Source organism: Paenibacillus sp. FSL R10-2736 (assembly GCF_038000245.1).
Lineage (GTDB): Bacteria > Bacillota > Bacilli > Paenibacillales > Paenibacillaceae > Paenibacillus_AQ > Paenibacillus_AQ phytohabitans.
The window spans coordinates 3348174-3365667 of record NZ_JBBOBN010000001.1 but is presented as its reverse complement, the minus strand read 5'-3'; the positions used below and the strand labels follow the sequence as shown (position 1 = coordinate 3365667).

Here is a 17494-nt window from a genome sequence, read left to right as displayed (position 1 = left end):
TGGGGATCTATGTGGCCCCTAGCATTGACCCGCGTCTGAGCGGGCAGACTGTGGCAAGCAGTCTCATTGCGGCAGAAGTCCCGCCGAGCCCTACTGAGATCCCCTCTACTGCTGCAGTAGACGTCGCACCTGCACCTTCTCCTTCTCTGGAACCCGTTGTCTTGGAAGATATGCCATCGGACAATGATACGGGTACCATCGGTGATGACTCTGCCGGCTATGACGCTGAGGAGCTACCGGCAGACGTCCCATCTGGAGAAGGCATTGGAGAGCCCATTGATTTCAAGTACAGCATGAACTCAGCCGATGCTGTTAAGCTTACCTGGGAAGCCTACAATCTAACCGGAAAGACGATCAATTATTACACCGCACATATCAGCACGTATAATCCGGTAGGCGATCCTTCTTATGATCAGCTGAGCGGTGAAAGCAGCTTTCTCGTTAAATACGTGGGGCCGGTTGAGCCTGATGAAACTTTATTTATTTATAGTGACTTTACATACCAGAACACACTGGAGCGGATTATTATTGACCAGCTTACTCTTCAATATGATGACGGTACTATAGAAACCTTCGACTATGGTTACGAAACCACCGAAGAACGCAGCTTTTAATCGGAAGACTCAATTGGCGCGCAACGTCAATGGGTTCTATCCGATTTCTGTCAGGCTCGTCCAGAAGTCCAGAAGCCTGAAGCGATTTTGATTCGATCTGTAAAACGAGAAAACGAGCGTTCCTGGCTGCCTACCTCCTAAAACAATATCCAATTGCAAAAGGTCCACGGAGCCCGTGGACCTTTTGCTTTTTTTGATTCTAGCCTAGCCGTCGAGCAGCGTCATCTGTTCTTTCATATAACGCGTGCCGTGAATGACATTCTTGGGGCTGACCTGATCGATTTGTTCGAGGTCCTCCTTCATGAGAAGGATATCAGCTGCGGCCACATTTTCCTCCAGGTACTTGATACGCTTCGTACCCGGGATAGGCAGCGACCCGTTGGCAATCGTCCAGGCAATGGCCAATTGGGATGGTGTACAGTTCTTCTCCATCGCGATCTCCTTAATCTTGTCGACAACCTCAATGTTCTTCCGGAAGTTGTCTCCTTGGAACCTCGGCATCCATCTGCGAAGATCATCGGCGGCCAGATCCTCGAAAGTGCGAAGCTCGCCGGAGATAAAGCCCCTGCTCAGTGGACTGTAGGCCACATGGGTGATCCCCAGCTCTCAAACGGTAGGGAGTATCTCCTCTTCGATGTCACGGCTCCAGAGCGAATACTCACTCTCTAGCACGGAGATCGGATACACGGCATGAGCGCGGCGAATGGTGGAAGCGGAAGCCTCGGACAGGCCGAGCGCCCGAACTTTACCTGCCTTGACCAAGTCTGCCATCGCTCCGACCGTCTCCTCTATCGGGATTTGCGGATCGACGCGGTGTTGGTAGTATAGATCGATGTAATCCGTATTCAAACGGCGAAGACTATCCTCCACTACCTTCTTAACGTAATCAGGATGGCCGCTGATGCTCTCGTAATTTGGGGTGTACGAGAACTTGGTGGCGATAATGGCTTGCTCGCGGCGCCCTTGAAGAGCACGGCCGAGCAGCTTTTCGTTATGCCCGTTCCCGTACACGTCCGCGGTATCGAACATCGTGACGCCAATGTCCAAAGCGCGATGGATCGTTTGGATCGACTGTTCGTCGTTAGTCTCCCCGTATATGCCTGGAGACATTCCCATAATTCCCAGTCCGATCGAAGAGACGGGGATATTGCTATTGCCCAGAATTCTTTGCTGCATTTGTTAATCCCTCCTTCTATGTTTGTTGTCGCTCTGACTCTTCCATCTTGATTAACAGTTGGCTCTCGGAAGGGATTCTCCCTTTCTCGATGTCTTCGTATATCGACAGTTTGTTATTGACGGCGTCGAGCGCTTCGGCCAATTCGTTCTGGCGGCGAAATAAATCCTCCTTGTACTGGTTTAAGATCGCTTTGCGCTGTGGAATCGTGGAATCACCACCCAGTGCAAGATTCACCATCTCCTTCAGCAACGACAGCTTCATCCCAGTCGCCCGGAAACATGTCATCAGCCGGATCCAATCTAGGTGATCTTGTTCGAACAGTCGATTCCCGTTCTTATCTCTCTTAATGTAAGGGAGCAATCCCTCCTTCTCATAAAAACGAATCGTATGAGCCGGGCAACCAAGCCGCTCTGAAGCTTCTTTGATTGTGAATGCCATGGGCCGGATCGCTCCTTATCGGTTATTTCCAGGGCGGAATCAGCTGTTCTTCCTCATCCTAAACCTTAAAGTACACTTTAAGGCAAGCGTTATTTTGGGAGAATAAACTGCCGATTGGTTGTTAGATTCTTATGTTTCCGGATTTTCCTTCACAGGATTAAGTATCCCGTAATAAACAAGATCCTCATATGAATCGTTCTTGTAAATATGATCTTTCAGCGTCCCTTCATAGCTCATTCCGCACTTTTGCATGATCTTACCGGATGCCGGATTAGATGCGAAATGACGTGCGTATACCCGGTGGTAATTCTTTTCGGTGAAAACAAATTCAATAACTGCCCGGGCTGCTTCGGTTCCATAACCTTGACCCCAATGGGCTTCCCCGATCCAATAAGCGATCTCACCGTTATGATATGGCTGATGGTTGGAAATACCGACTGCTCCATGCAATTTGCCTGTGTTCCTATCTGTGATTGCGAATTCATACATCCGGTCCAGGTCAAAGTTCTGCTCATGATTAGCCATCCAGGACACAGCGCATTCTAGTGGATACGGATACGGCAAGGTCAATGTACTCCGGTAGATTTTGTAATTGTTACAGTAGTCTCTAACTTCCTCCGCATCTGCTGGTTTGAATAGACGCAGAAGTAACCTGTCCGTTTCAAGGGTCCGGTCTGTCCGGTTATAGTTCATCTGATTTCTCCTTCTCTCTATGTCATATAATGAACACCTATGTAATTCTTGTGTATTGGAACCCCTCAATCTACATAACTATTCTCAAAAATATCCATAAAAGCGGTCACCAGTTGCGATTGCGCTACTGTATCCGCATCTTCCGTCTCCGTCAGTTGCCATCCGTATGTACCATACTGCTGATAGTTCTCCATAGACAATGGACGCAGCTCAAACTCTTTGCGGATAGCTTCAATACCTGCAGCATAATCAATCTTCATCCGGGCGAACGCCCGTTCCAGATCCTTAAAAACTGCATAACCTTTGCGGTCTGCCCCAATGTGATATGCCGGATCATCTCCCCACTGCGTAATGTCTACAGAACCTTTGATTCCCTGAGCACCAATCACATACTCTCTAACATACTTATTCTTGTTACCGGACGGAGAATGGTTCGAATACACCCACAGTGCGGCCAATATCACGAATGACAGCAACGCCAAACAACCCATAACCTTAGATTTATTCATAGATTTCATGAGGCTCATCCTTTCCTTAGATGGATGCAACAAAAAAGCGGATGCACCAGGACCGGGAAACCAGCCATTGACTGCCGCTTTTGGGAGGAATAAATCAAAAGATCCATATCATTTAAACAGGCCAAGAATCAGAGACGATTCCCAGCCTGCCTTGTTGCCAGCTATACTAAACCTTATGCCGCACGGGTCAGCTTACGGACAACCTCCTGGCTGTACTTGCGCTTGGTGATGAAGTAAAAGCTGAGCTGGAATACGAAATAGATCGCGACCACAATCGTTGTGTTCTTCATGAATTCGCCAATGATGTCGGACCCGCTCATGACGTGGGTGATCAGATAGATGAAGCAGTAGCCGAAGATGCTTCCCAGCAGCAGCGGAACAAAGAAGGTGATGAGCAGCTCTGCCGATACTACCGACCTTATCTCCTTATCACTGATCCCAATCTTATACAGCTTGCGGAAAAAGACGGTGGCGTTCCCGATTTCGGTATATTGCTTGAAATACAGCACCATTCCGCCTGCTACAAAAAACAGTACGCCGATCAGCGAGGTGACGAACACGAAGAGTGAATAGTTCTTCTTCAGCTCCTTGAAGGCATCCACTTTGGAGGCTACCGCAAACATTTGCCCGCTTCCATCCTTATCCGTAGCATTCAGCGTATCCTTGAGCTTCTGGACAACCCCTTCTGTCCCTTTCCAGGCTGTAAAATCAATTCCATAGTGGGTACCCATTGCATTCGGGCTTACCTTGGACTCCATATTCTTGTAATCCTCATTGCTCACTACGATCCCGGAGCTTGTCGGATAAGAGCTCGCTGTGGCAAACCAATCCCCGTGATAGGATGATTTCACCTTATAATTGAAGGTTTGCGTACCATCCGTGAATTGAATAGCCTCCCCTTCGCCAATACCATGAGTACCCGGCTCCCAGGCCGTAACAATATTCAGAACTTCCCCGGCGCCAACCGTTACCTTCTCCCCGGTCAGAGAGTTGTACATGTCCTGCGACACAATCGGCTTCGTCTTCAGGACATCGTATTTATCTCCTTCCAGATTCATTTTGAGGTTCAGGAAGCTGGTTTCCTGGACCGACTTCAGCGGCTCGGAGGACTGCTTCAGCACCTGCTCCAATTGTCCGCTCTCCAGCACATGCACGCCGGCTACCGAAATATACTCGATATCATACTTATTTCGTTCTGCGATGCTCTCCGACAGCTGCAGCAACGAGAATGGCGAAGCAACTAGAAAGATTGTCATCCCGCTAAGAATGCTCAGAATGAACATAATCCGCTTATTCTGATTGAATTTGTGATTGATTTCGGTGATGGACAGGATATGCCGGTAATAGAATTTCTTATTCTTCAGGAAGCTGATCAATGTGTTCCCAAGATGAGAGATGACCATGTAAATCCCGATGAAGCTAAGCAGGATATAGGTAATAATCATAAAAGGATTCGTATTCAGACTTTCGTGATTGGAGATTACCACCAGGAAAATGATCGAGGCCACAACCAGCCCCACACCCACCAGCCCAAGACGGGTGTCACTTGTCTTCGCCTGGTTATCCTGCTTGCGGGAATCCTTCATCAGATCTGCGATGTCCAGCTTACCGACCTTAACACTTGAAATCATCTGTGAGGCGGCAAAAATCACGGTAAATACAACCGCAGTGACGATGAAGCTCGCCGCGCTCAGTGAATAGGACACCCCTTGCAGATCCAGCAGATCAATCGCCACATTCTGGAACAGCCGTGAAAAGATCGCGCCCGTGATAATCCCGGCAATGAGCGAGGAGACACTGATAATCAGATTCTCCAGCAGGATAATCTTCTGCAGATCGTTCTTGTGCATCCCAAGCGACATAAAGATGGCAAATTCCTTGCTTCTCGACTTGATGAACGAGGAATGCGCATAGTTGATGAAGAACACCGAGAACAGGGTCAGTGCAGCCAGACTCAGCATTAGCACAATCTGGATCACATCCTCTGTCGCCCCTTCCCGGATGCTGTTATTGAACAGCAAGGCGGCATAGAGGAAAAAGATCGTAATTGCAAAGGCGCTGCAAATGAAATAGGAGAAGAAATTCCGCACATTGCGTTTGAAGTTCTTAATCGTGACATCTCTAAAGGTCATTTCGTTCCCCTCCGATGATCGCCAGGCAGTCGAGGATTTGATCAAAAAACTCCTTGCGGACCCCGCTGCTGACAATCTCCATGCTGATGGCACCGTCCTTGATGAAGATGATCTTTTTGCAGAAGCTCGCGGCGAAGGCGTCATGAGTCACCATCAGGATGGTGCTCTCCCGTTCCTGGTTCATCTTCTCGATACATTTCATCACTGCATTGGAGGACTTGGAATCCAGGTTGCCTGTAGGCTCATCGGCGAAAATAATATCCGGATCATTCACAAGCGCCCGGCTGACCGCCACCCGCTGCTGCTGGCCGCCCGATATGTTGTAGGGATACTTGCCGGCGATTTCCTCAATGCCCAGCAGCTTCATAATCTCTTCACTTTTGGCTTCCATTTGCGCTTTGTCCCGCTTGTCAAGGATCATGGGCAGCATGACGTTCTCCTTCAGTGTCAGACTGTCCATCAGATTGAATTCCTGGAAGACAAAGCCGAGATGCTGTCTGCGGAAGAGCGCCATTTCATTCTTATCCAGGGAGGTGATATTCTTGCCCCCGATAAAAACCTCGCCGTAGCTCGGCTTACCGATGCCGCTCAGGATATTCAGCAATGTGGTTTTGCCGCTGCCCGAGGGGCCCATAATGCCGATGAACTCCCCCTTCTCTACGTTAAAGCTGACGGAATCCAGTGCCACTGTGGAATTCTCACCGTTCTGCACACCATAAACCTTCTTAACCTCTTTGACTTCCAGTACTACGCTCACAGTTTCATCTCCCGTTAGTCATATATTTATCCTCAATTACAGCTTATAGCTTCATTGTAGTAGACACTGGATTCCATATCCATCCATTTACCTTACGTTATCTTTCATTTTTGAAAGGTAAGAAATCTGCACCTCTGTGCCTTGATTGACTTCCGAGGTAATCGTGAGACGGTGTCCCAGCTTCCGGGCTATTTCTGAGCAGACATAGAGGCCGATGCCTGTCGCCTGGTGATGGGTACGTCCGTTTTTTCCGGTGAAAAAGGGCTGGAAGACCCGCTGCAAATCGACGGGCTCAATGCCGATCCCCTCATCCCGGATGGACAACACCACCTTGTCGCCACGCTGCTCAATGCGGAAGTGGATGGATTTCGCCGCTTCGCCTGAGTCAGAGTATTTAATTGCATTGGAGATGATCTGATCCAGCATCGCCGTATTCCATTTGCTGTCCGTCATGACCATGATGCGTTCTTCCTCACATTCGATCACCGGGTAGACATTATTATAGATATATTGATTCCGCTTGCTGTTAATCAGGCTTCTGAGTGATTCCAGCAGGTTGATAGGCTCCGGATTATAGTCCCGGGTGAAATACTCCAGGCGGAAGAACTTCAGCATCTGGTTCAGCATGCTAAGGATTTTATCCTTCTCTTCCTCGATATGCTGCAGGGCCAGGGCATGGCCGGTGGGGTTCATTTTGTAGTTCTGCAGAATGAGGTCGATGACTGACAAGGGCGTTTTGAGATTATGTATCCACTGCGAGATGAACTTATGGGTGTTGTCGGCCTGGGCTTTGACCTCATAGATCTGGTCCTGATAGCTATGGTGTATCCGGTGAATGAGCTGAATAACAGCTTGCTGCTCGTACGAATAGCCCTTCTCCTCAATCTCGATATTCTCGGATAACCGCTGTATTTCCCGGTGGGTGGAGACGTATTTGATCAAGCGGAAGCACATAAATATAATAAATACGTAAAAATAGATGCTAAGCAGGTACATGAGCTGGATATTGCTGCTGATAAAGAAATTGCAGTATACGCTCACCAGGATATGACTTAAAAAATAGACAAGGGTGAACGACAGATGATCACGCATGAAACCCCGAAACAGCTTAATGCTCACTGGCGGGTCCCTCCGATCATAGCCGAATCAAAAATGTAACCCACGCCTCTTTTGACTTTGATCACATCCTGAAAGCCGAGACTGGCCAGCTTGCTTTTGACCCGGGTGACATTGACCGTCAGCGTATTATCCACGACGAAATGCACATCATCCCACAGCTCTCCCAGCAGTTCTTCCCTGGTGACAATGGTATCCATATTCTCCATCAGCTTCTTCAGCAGCTTGTATTCATTCTTGCTGAGCTCCTCTACGGCTCCTTTGCAGGAAATACTGAAATTGCGGTCATCCAGATGAATCGGCAACGGCTCCTTCTCCGGCTCCGGCTTGCCCGCATACTCCCCGTAATTCCGGCGCATGATCGCCATAATTTTCGCCAGCAGCACTTGAATATTCAGCGGCTTCACGATATAATCATCCGCTCCCAGTTCCATGCTGAGCACCTGGCTGGATTCCTCATCCCTTGCAGAGATCACAATAATCGGCACCGTTGTTTTCCTTCTGAATACCCGGCAATAGTAGAATCCGTCATAATAAGGCAAATTCAGGTCAAGCAGCACAAGCTGCGGCGCTTCCTGCTCGAAGATCTTCTCCACCTGCAGGAAATCCGCAACCTCCACCACTTCATAGCTGTATTTGCGCAGGATATCGGTCATCAGGGTTCTGATTTTGATATCATCCTCGACGATCATGATCTTGAACAATTGGCTCACCTCTTAGCAGCCCTGGCAGTCCTGAGACAATCGCTGTTATGAAGCCTCCGCCAGCTTGTTATCGATAAACCCGATAATTGTAGCAATGCTCGCGAAGTGTTCATGAATCAGTTCCTCGGGCAGAATAATAAGCTTGAATTCCTGCTCCAATCTGGCAACCAGATCCAGGAGACCCAGGGAGGTCAGCAATCTGGACTCGAAAATATCAGTGTCCAGGTGCAGCTCCCCTGCCGGAATACGGGTCAAACCCGCTACGATCATTGTAACTTGTTCTGTGATTTTCATATACTATTTTCTCCATTCCTGGTGGATTTGTAGTAGGGATCAAAAACATGGGCAATCGCCCGGATAAAGTACGTACCGGTAAGGGTTACTGTAATTCGCGGAGAGTCCACACCCAGCAGCAGGCCATCCTTCTCCATGCCTCTAAGCACGCTCAGCTCCTCCTGAAAATAAGAGTCGAAATCGATACCAAAGCACTCCTGAAGCATTTGCTTGTCAATAGGGTTACCGCCCAGCAGCTGCTTCAGAATAATATCCTCACGAATGGCATCCTCCCCGGACAAAAGATGGGTCTTGCCGGTCTCAATAGGGAATCTGCCCAGATCAAGCGCGGAGCAGTAACGATCCATCGCCGGGACATTCTTATAATAGAGTCTGCCAATCTTACTGACTGCCGACTTGCCCAGACCCAGCAGATGCTGGCTGCTTCTTTCGGAGGAGCCCATGAAATCACGAACCACATGCATTCCGGGATGCTTCTCCCGCCCGTTGTTGCGGATAAAGGTATCACTGCCCATCTCAGTGTAGTCCTGGGACAAATACTGGCGGGCCAGCTCGAACAGGCGGGACACCATATAATTGTTAGGCAGGCTGAGATGCGGGATTTTGCGCTGCAGGGGGTAGATGGCCGGGTAATGGGCATAGGGAAAAGCCACGATTTTATCGGGGGCAATCCGCACGATCTCCTGCAAGGTACGCTCGAATTCTCCGAGTCCCTGAAAGGGCAGGCCATAGCATAAATCCACATTGACGGTGAAGCCCATGCTCCGGGCAAGGCCGATAATCTCCCGCGTATCCTCAAGATCGCATTCCCGGTGAATCGCATTCAGTACCCGGGTATCAAAGTCCTGAATGCCAAAGCTGATATAGTTAAACCCCAGTGTCTTCAGCAGCCGGAGCTTGCCTTCGGTAACAATCTGCTTGTCCGGGTAAGCCTCGAGCTTTATTCTGGCGTTGTCTTCAAAATCCACATACTGGGCAATAATTCCGAACAGCCGCCCGATCTGCCGTTCATTTAAATAAGCGGGAGTCCCGCCGCCCCAGTGCAGATTACCGGATTTCAGCTTCCGGGCACGGCCGGAGAGCTTGAGTGCCACCTCCTGCTCCAGCGCATCGATATATTGATCCTTGTCTTCATCCTTGCCGCTCAGCACCCGGTCACAGCAGCAGTAATAGCAGATCGACTTGCAGAACGGAACATGCACATAAACCTGTGCTTCTTCGATTTCCTTAAGCTCCTGAGCTATAGCAGATTCATCCGCAGGCTGGCGCCAGTGGCTGTCCACCGGATAGCTTAAATACATGGGAAGGTTATATTCGTTGTACTTTTGCGATAAATAATGCAGCTGATTCTGAATGGTCTGATTCATTGCCAAGCTCCCTCCTTGCCCCAGCTTGCCGGGCGGTACATCATCTCCATGACTTCCTGCTCCTTGTGTACAATGTCTTCCAGTAAGCGGCCATGTACAGTTCTCCAAGTGTCCGGCAGCGCAATGCCTTTGCTGCACCTGATCAGGTCACTGCGGATGTCCATCCATGCACCGGTAATTTCTCCGAGCCTGGCCGCAGCCGCTTGCCGTTCGGTAAGAAGACGCTCCAGCCGGTACTTTTCAGCCCGCTTGAAATCAATGATGGCGTTCAGGCCAGCAATCTGGCGGTTGACGTGCTGCTCTGTATAACTCCAGTGCTGTGAAGTATAGTGATCTTTGAAGGCGGACAACATCAGCAGGCTCTGCGTAACGTCGTCCCGCTGTGTGCGGTACAGGCAATTAAGTCTATTAACATCTGGCAGCAGTTCATAGGTGTATGTCTGCTGGGCACGCGGGAATTCCATCAGGGTGTACGTCTGCGCAGATGACATTAGATGCTGGCGGTACCCCTGATAACTGTTCAGCAGATCCTCTGCCGCAAGGGTCCGTTCCCTGTAGTTCAGCGCATCCTTATGGCTGTGCTCCAGCACAATAAACTGATCCTGCGCCTCACTATAACCGTAGACCAGCAGCGTGTGGGCAAGATGCTTCTTCATATAAGCATCTCTGCGGGCTGGCTCATAGAAGCTGTCCACCCATAGAATGAACAGGCTTTGCCGGGCCAGTCCAGCGGTAAGCCTCTCCTTCAGCCCGTTCCCGCCCTGCGGGGACTCATACCGGGCCGTAAGGTGCAGCTGCTCCAGAATAGCTTCCGGGGGGGCGGATTCCATGCAGGCCGCAGAGAGGTACGGCTCTACCAGTGCAGATTCCAAAGTATACACAAACATATCGCTGCTCAGAAACGTATTGATATTCCGGCCAAAGACATTCACTACAGGAAATAGTGAGTTATATAGACAGCTTTTGTAATAGAGATCATTGAACGGCTGTGGCTGTGTGAAGGGCCGGGGTTCCACGGGTTCCGGGAAACTCCTTACCGGGAGGCTGGAGGCAGCTGCAACTTCCCCGCAGTGAACCTGAACCGGCGGGATACAGGCTGTACATACCCGCGGAGTAACTCCCGCTTCCACAAGCACGGCCTGCGCCCTAATGGTAGAGGCGCTCAGCAGCTCTTCGTAAGAAAGGGGGATGCCTCTGCGGGCAAGCTCACTCTGCAGCGTAACCGCCTCAATCGAGCTTCCGCCAATTTCGAAGAAGTCATGGTCCAGTCCGATGGGTTCAAGCTCCAGGACAGCCCCCCATGCCTGGCAAATGGACTGCTGCAACGGAGTAGTGCAGGGTGTGAATTCACTATCCGTAAGAATATTGTGCAGAGAAACCTCAGGCAGCTGCTTTTTGTCCACCTTGCCGTTGGCATTCAGCGGGAAGTGCTCCAGCCGGACGAACACGGACGGGAGCATATAAGCAGGCAGGCGCGCAGCCAGGTACTGCTTAAGTCCAGCGCCGGAGACGGCTTGCGCGGCAGTCAGATAGGCACAGAGGAATTTATCCCCTGAACTGTGGCTCCTGGCCATAACAGCAACATCCCGGATGCCCGGATATTCCAGCAGCAGCTTCTCCACTTCCTTCGTCTCGATGCGGAAGCCGCGGATCTTGACCTGATCATCACGGCGGCCGAGGAATTCGATAGTTCCGTCCTCCCGCATCCGGCCCAGGTCGCCTGTCCTGTACATCCGGTCTGCCTCAGATTCGCGGAAGGGGTCCGGCATGAAGGCTTGCGCCGTCTTCACCGGGTCCTTGATGTAGCCGCGCGCTACCCCGATACCGCCGATATACAGCTCACCTGTCTCTCCCGCCGCAACCGGCTGCAGGTCATCGTCAAGAATGTACCAATAATTCTGTTCAACCGGTATCCCGTAGGGAATGCTTGTCCAGTCCTCCCGGACCTCCGTAACCGGATAATAGATGGACCAGACCGCAGCCTCCGTAGCACCGCCGAGAGCGGTCAGCTTCGCCCGGGGGAAGTAACGCGAGTAGTTCCGCGCCAGCTCCAGGGGAACCCAGTCTCCGCTCAGGAAGATATGCCTCAACTCCAATTGGGCGAAATCAGGGATATACTCCGCCAAGTGCCGGACCAGATAATGCAGCGTGGTCGGAACGGAATTCCAGAAGGTGATCCTCTGCTCCAGCAGCAGCCGTGTTAAGCTGTCCGGATCAGTAATCTGCGGCTCCGGACACAGGACGATCGTGCCTCCGGCGGCCAGCAGGCCGAAGATATCATACACGGACAGATCAAAGCACACCGAGGTTACGAACAAGCCCCTGTCACGACTGCCCATATCCAGCTCGCGGTTCACCCAGGAGATTAAATTCACGGCGGAACGGTGCTCGATCATTACGCCTTTGGGCGTGCCGGTAGAGCCGGAGGTGTACATGATATAGGCCAAAGCACTACCGTCAATGGAGAGATCCGGGTTGTCTGACGGATAGCCTGCTGATGAGGAAGCCGCGGTTGCGCCAGCTTCGGCAGACCCCAGGCGGATCTGAACCGGCACAGCGAGCGGTTCTTCGTCATCACAGATAGCGGCCGAGGCCCCGGAATGCTGTAGAATGTAGTTTTTGCGGCTGGCCGGATAGCCGGGATCCACCGGCACATAGGCCGCGCCGCTTTTTAACACGGCAAGCAGGGCAATAACCAGATTCATATTGCGCTTCACACTTACGCCTACATGATCATTCGGACGAACGCCCCGGGCAATCAGTTCATGCGCCAGGCAATTGGCACGCCGGTTCAGCTGCTGGTAGCTTATTGACTCTCCGGCAAAAACGATGGCCGGATGCTCCGGCTGCAGCGCTGCCCGGGCTTCGAACGCTTCGTGCAGCGTGGCAGCAGCTGCTAGGGACGGCTTGGAAAGAGAGTCGGCCAAAGCTCTCACCTCCCAGGCAGGCTGTCCGGCGAATGTTCCCTGCTCAGCTCAGCGGTCAGCGCAGTCAGCTCGCCCAGCGTCTCACAGCTGAGCAGCTCATCTACATGCTCTTCCAGGTTCACGTCAAGCCTACTCTCCACCATCGCGATAATCTCCACAATCATCACCGAGGTAATGGCCAGATCATCGGCAACCGACAAGCCGGGATGCAGCTCCTCCTTGTCGAAGTAGCATACGCTGGCGATAATCTCATACAGCTTGTCCTGCATCTGCACAGTCTTCTCTCCCCTCATCTTCCTTCAGAGCCGCTTGCGGAATTCAAACTTCAACTGCTGCCGGTCAACCTTGCCGCTCCCCCCTGTAGGGAAGCTGTCAAAAACATGCACCATATCGGGAATCATATACCGGGGCAGCAGCTTGCCGACAGCCTGCTTCAGACCAAGGACGGTGAAGCTGCCAGCTTCATGCACAACCACGGCAGCGCAGATCAGCGGATGGCCTTCACCATCCTGGATATCCACGACAGCGGCATCCAGAATATTCTCCATGTCATGCAGCACGCGTTCAATCTCCGGCAGCTCAATGCGAAAGCCGGAACGCTTAATCAAGGCGTCTTTGCGGCCAATCAGGACGAGCGCTCCGTCTTCGTTAACCATAGCCATGTCCCCGGTACAGTAGAGCTTGTCTCCAAGACCCCAATTCGGCGGTATGCTGCGGAAGCTCTGCTCTGTAAGCAGAGGGTTGCGGTAATAGCCCTTCATGACTATTGAGCCTCTTACACAGAGTTCACCCTCTTCACCGGCACCGGCAATGCGCCCGTCAGCGGTTACCACGACAACTCCGGTATTTCCGCAGGGATACCCGATCGGTACGGGAGTATCGCGTATACCGTCTTGCTCGCTCAGCGGATAATAGGTACAGACGTTGGTTTCAATCAGCCCGTACAGATTGTAGAAATCCGCCTCTGGCAGCAGCTCCATCACCTGGTGCAGCAGCTTCGGCTGCAGGACCTCGCCCGCAAACAGCACGCCCCGCAGCGAAGGCAGCCCGCCTGCTGGCAACCGGCCGTATTTGACCACGCCAGCCCAGAGTGAAGGCACGGAATAGACCCAGCTAATTCCCCCCTGTTCGATGGCCTTGGTAAAACGCGCCGGATGCTGAATGACCTCAGCCGTCAGGAGGACGAGCATTGCCCCTACGGCAACCGGCACGAAAATATCAAACACCGAAAGATCAAAATGAAAAGGTGCGATGGCCGCGAAGCGTTCATGTCCTTCCGGTTTGAAGTAACCGCAGCACCAGTCAATGAAGGTTCTGGCATTCAGGTGGGTAATCATCACGCCTTTGGGTACTCCTGTGGAGCCTGAAGTATACAGAATATAAGCCAGATCCTCGCTGATCGGCTGTCTTCTGCTCTTGTACAAATGGCGCAGGGGCTGCTCCGGCGCAGCTTGAACGATCATGCCGAAATCTGCGTCGTCCAGTTCGGCGCCCCCCTCCACCAGCAGTATATGAAGTAACCTCAGCCGCTCCAATTGCTCTGGATTCGCACCTTGCAGCAGCTTCAGCAGGTTCGCACCATCAGTAACCAGAAACCGCGTCCCGCTCTGCTCTAGAATGGTCAACATTCTGTGTACAGGAGAGTAGCTCGTGTCCAGCGGAATGTACGCCCCTGCGGTGAACAGTACGCCGAACATGGCGCATACTGCCTGCGGGGACTTGTCCAGACAGATTGCAGCGGTCTCCCCCGGCTCCATGCCGGTATCGATCAGTGCATCTGAGATTTGAATACTGCGCCGAAGCAGCCCGCCATAGCTTAGCTCCCTGCCTTCAAAGCGCAGCGCAGTCTGGTCGGGGCAGCGCTCAGCGCTGCGGAGCAGGTAATGCTGAAGCAGGAAATCACTCATACCCTTCCCCCAGACCTTCCAGCATGATTTTCTTCTGCATCTCGCTCGTTCCCGAGTACAGCTTGGAAGCAAGGGAATCGCGCATCTGCTTCTCCGGCGGGCTCTCCTTCACATAGCCGTAAGCTCCCCAGATTTGCACTGCCGCAAGGCTGTTCTGCACCTTGGATTCGGAGGTATGCAGCTTCAGCATGGAGGCGCTGTGCATTCCGCAGCGGCCTTGGTCAAAGTCCTCGCACACCTTATACAGCATCAGCCTGCTTGTTTCCATCCGGATTCTCATCTGGACCAGCTTGTCATAGACCCCCTCGAAGGAGCGGATGGCCTGCCCGAATTGCTTCCTCTGGCCCGCATACTGATAGGTCTGTTCATACTGCTGTTCCATGGCTCCAACATGATAAGCACTGACTATAATCCGCTCCCACAGCATCGCCTTGAAAAAAATACCCATCCCCTGCCGTTCCCGTCCCAGCAGCCTGTGCGCCGGAATGCGGGTGTGGTTCAGCAGAACCTCACTCATCGGGCTGGTCCGCAGGCCCATCTTCCCGAAGACCTGTCCAATCTCGTATTCCTGCTGCCGTGCTTCCAGAATAAAGGCCGACACATCCAGCATGGGCAGTCCATTCGCATGCTTGCCATACACCAGCAGGATGTCGGACTCCGGGGCGAGTGTTGCAAAGGTTTTGATGCCGTTCAGGATATAACCTTCCGGTTCCTTCTCGACAGAGGTGGTCATGGCGGAAGAATCAGAGCCCGCCCCAGGTTCCGTAATTACGCTGCTGCCGATGAATCTTCCATCAATGAGCGGTGCCAGATACCCGGCCTGCTGCTCCTCACTGCCGTATACCCATAGCGGCACTTGGGCCGCCGACATTTGAGCGCATACCGAGAAGACCAGGCCTTCATCCTGGCAGCGGCGCGCCAGCGAACGGATCGCCAGCGCCGTGGTCAGCATTCCCTGCTCCGCTCCTCCATACGCTGCCGGAAAGGGAAGTCCGAGCAAGCCGGTACCGGCTAATCTGGACCATTTATCCCTGCGGAAGGTGCCGCTCTCGTCATCCGCATACACTCCGTCATTCAAGTACCGCTCACAACATTCCTCCATTAAGCCGCAGATCTGCCGCTGCTCCACGGTATAGCTGAAATCCACAATAAGCGCCCCTCGACCTGTGATTTATTGAAATATAAGAATTTGAAGCCAAAGCCTCACTTTGCGGGGTTATCTTATAGCTCCCCGGCCATGCCTCTGACGATCATGTCATTGAGCAAAAACTGGCTTTCCGCCGGAATACCCTCTACAGCCCATCTTCGGAGGATGTTCTTCTGCACCTTCCCGGATTCCAGCACCGGCAGCTGGGAGACGAGATGCACCCGGTCTGGAACCTTATAGTTCGCGATTTTACCGCGGCAATAGGCTTTGACCTCACCTTCGGTAAGCAGAACTCCGGGCCTTGGGATCACAAAAGCAGCCAGGGCCTCACCCAGAATCTCGTCCGGCTCCCCGACAACCGATACATCCTCAACCTTGTCCATGTTCAGCACACATTCTTCAATATCTACCGGGTAGATATTGAAGCCGCCGCGGATGACCATATCCTTGATGCGGCCGGCAATGCAAATATTGACGCCGTCCTTGTAATAGCAGGCCAAATCGCCGGTGTACAGCCAGCCCTCCTCGTCAATTACCTCACGTGTCTTGGCTTCGTTGTTATAATAACCCTTCATCAGATAGCCTCTGATTGCCAGCTCCCCGATCTCGCCCTTCGGCAGCTCCTTGCGGTCCCGGTCTACAATCTTGACCTCGAAGCCTTCTATCGGCCTGCCGACGGTGTTCAGCCGGACCTCCGGCGGATCATCCAGCCGGGTCATTGTGACCAGACCCGTAGCTTCAATAATGCCGTAGGCATTGATTAGCGTGCAGCGGGTCGTTTCCTCGATGGAGCGGGCTAAATACGGGGTACAGAGGGAACCGGAGACCACGACCTTGCGCAGCTCCCTGAACAGCCCGGGCTTGCAGTAAGGCATGGCCAGGATCAGGCTCCACATCGTCGGCTGGGTGTGAAAGAGGTTGATCCCGTTTTTGGCGACATGGGTCAGAATATCATTCGGATTGAAGTTGGAGATCCATTTCATCGTGATACAGGAGACAAAGTAGACGAGCACGGCATTGAAGCCCTGCGCAGCATAGAGAGGAGCAATCGAGAAGCCGATATCATCGTGTATATCCAGCAGCTGCCCGCCATAGTAGGAGGTGGCCACCAGATTGCGGTGCGTGATCATCACGCCCTTGGGGTGGCCGGTGGTTCCGGAGGTGTAGCCGAGAATCGCAATATCCTCAGGATCAATAGCTTCGAGCTGTCTGTTCTGAAAAGGGACGGAGAGCGGCTTCAGCAGTCCGGCAAAAGACATGCTGCCCGGTGCAGGCTCATCGCCAAGCACGATATAATTGCGGATCGCCGGCAGTTCGGGACGAAGCCCGGTCAAGAGAATTTCCTCATAGTTAAAAATGCCCAGCCGGTCCTGGTAAATGATCGTCTCCGCATCGGAATTATCCAGAATCCGCCGGATTTCATCCGGTTCATACCGTGTGCTGACGGGAACAATCCACGCGCCGATTTTGAACAGGGCGAAGTAGACGTACAGATATTCAAGACTGTTGGGCAGCAGCACGGCCACCTTGTCGTTCTTCTTGATCCCGAGGTCCAGCAAATTACCGGCAATGGTGAGGGAATAGTCATACAGCTGCGCGAAAGTGACAGTCTCCTGCTCGAACACCACCGCAGTCTTGTCCGGGAAATCCCTCTGTAGTGTGTCCAGCACGCAGTCAATGGTCAAACGTTCATATTGGATCAT

Annotated in this window: 15 protein-coding genes and 1 pseudogene; 1 reads left to right on the top strand and 15 read right to left on the bottom strand. The window is 52.3% G+C overall.

Annotated features, from left to right (window positions below; translation table 11 throughout):
* Positions 1-11 precede the first annotated feature (11 nt).
* Entirely contained in the window at positions 12-614 is a 603-nt protein-coding gene (locus NSQ73_RS14540; protein ID WP_340986977.1) for a hypothetical protein, read from the top strand.
* A 204-nt stretch (positions 615-818) separates the two neighbouring features.
* Here the strand turns inward: NSQ73_RS14540 and NSQ73_RS14535 are convergent.
* The 15 genes and pseudogenes from NSQ73_RS14535 to NSQ73_RS14465 all read right to left on the bottom strand — a co-directional run bounded on the left by NSQ73_RS14535 (position 819) and on the right by NSQ73_RS14465 (position 17494).
* Positions 819-1790, bottom strand: a pseudogene (locus tag NSQ73_RS14535) (aldo/keto reductase).
* Between the two features lie 16 nt (positions 1791-1806).
* Complete coding sequence (locus NSQ73_RS14530) at positions 1807-2229, bottom strand: MerR family transcriptional regulator (RefSeq protein ID WP_340986976.1); 423 nt, start codon at positions 2227-2229, stop codon at positions 1807-1809.
* Positions 2230-2358: 129 nt separating this feature from the next.
* Entirely contained in the window at positions 2359-2922 is a 564-nt protein-coding gene (locus tag NSQ73_RS14525) for a GNAT family N-acetyltransferase (protein ID WP_340986975.1), read from the bottom strand.
* Positions 2923-2987: 65 nt separating this feature from the next.
* Entirely contained in the window at positions 2988-3440 is a 453-nt protein-coding gene (locus NSQ73_RS14520; RefSeq protein WP_340986974.1) for a hypothetical protein, read from the bottom strand.
* Positions 3441-3613: 173 nt separating this feature from the next.
* Positions 3614-5572 (bottom strand): ABC transporter permease, encoded by a 1959-nt coding sequence (locus NSQ73_RS14515; protein WP_340986973.1) that lies wholly within the window; start codon positions 5570-5572, stop codon positions 3614-3616.
* Positions 5562-6329 carry an ABC transporter ATP-binding protein gene (locus NSQ73_RS14510; RefSeq protein ID WP_039291976.1) on the bottom strand — a complete coding sequence of 256 codons (768 nt, stop codon included), beginning with the start codon at positions 6327-6329 and terminating at the stop codon, positions 5562-5564. The genes NSQ73_RS14515 and NSQ73_RS14510 overlap by 11 nt, the downstream gene beginning before the upstream one ends.
* Positions 6330-6416: 87 nt before the next feature.
* Positions 6417-7448, bottom strand: a complete 1032-nt coding sequence (locus NSQ73_RS14505; protein ID WP_340986972.1) for a sensor histidine kinase — start codon at positions 7446-7448, stop codon at positions 6417-6419.
* Complete coding sequence (locus tag NSQ73_RS14500) at positions 7445-8149, bottom strand: response regulator transcription factor (protein WP_042137605.1); 705 nt, start codon at positions 8147-8149, stop codon at positions 7445-7447. Before NSQ73_RS14500 ends, NSQ73_RS14505 begins: the two co-directional genes overlap by 4 nt.
* Positions 8150-8194: 45 nt before the next feature.
* The gene (locus tag NSQ73_RS14495; protein WP_171715731.1) at positions 8195-8443 is read right to left on the bottom strand and encodes a phosphopantetheine-binding protein; all 249 of its coding nucleotides are present in this window, start codon (positions 8441-8443) and stop codon (positions 8195-8197) included.
* Positions 8440-9810 carry a radical SAM protein gene (locus NSQ73_RS14490; protein WP_340986971.1) on the bottom strand — a complete coding sequence of 457 codons (1371 nt, stop codon included), beginning with the start codon at positions 9808-9810 and terminating at the stop codon, positions 8440-8442. Before NSQ73_RS14490 ends, NSQ73_RS14495 begins: the two co-directional genes overlap by 4 nt.
* Complete coding sequence (locus NSQ73_RS14485) at positions 9807-12737, bottom strand: non-ribosomal peptide synthetase (RefSeq protein ID WP_340986970.1); 2931 nt, start codon at positions 12735-12737, stop codon at positions 9807-9809. Before NSQ73_RS14485 ends, NSQ73_RS14490 begins: the two co-directional genes overlap by 4 nt.
* Before the next feature lie 5 nt (positions 12738-12742).
* Complete coding sequence (locus tag NSQ73_RS14480) at positions 12743-13006, bottom strand: acyl carrier protein (protein ID WP_340989274.1); 264 nt, start codon at positions 13004-13006, stop codon at positions 12743-12745.
* A 30-nt stretch (positions 13007-13036) separates the two neighbouring features.
* Positions 13037-14644, bottom strand: a complete 1608-nt coding sequence (locus NSQ73_RS14475) for an amino acid adenylation domain-containing protein (protein ID WP_340986969.1) — start codon at positions 14642-14644, stop codon at positions 13037-13039.
* Positions 14637-15791 (bottom strand): acyl-CoA dehydrogenase family protein, encoded by a 1155-nt coding sequence (locus NSQ73_RS14470; RefSeq protein ID WP_340986968.1) that lies wholly within the window; start codon positions 15789-15791, stop codon positions 14637-14639. Before NSQ73_RS14470 ends, NSQ73_RS14475 begins: the two co-directional genes overlap by 8 nt.
* Before the next feature lie 74 nt (positions 15792-15865).
* Positions 15866-17494, bottom strand: a complete 1629-nt coding sequence (locus tag NSQ73_RS14465) for a class I adenylate-forming enzyme family protein (RefSeq protein WP_340986967.1) — start codon at positions 17492-17494, stop codon at positions 15866-15868.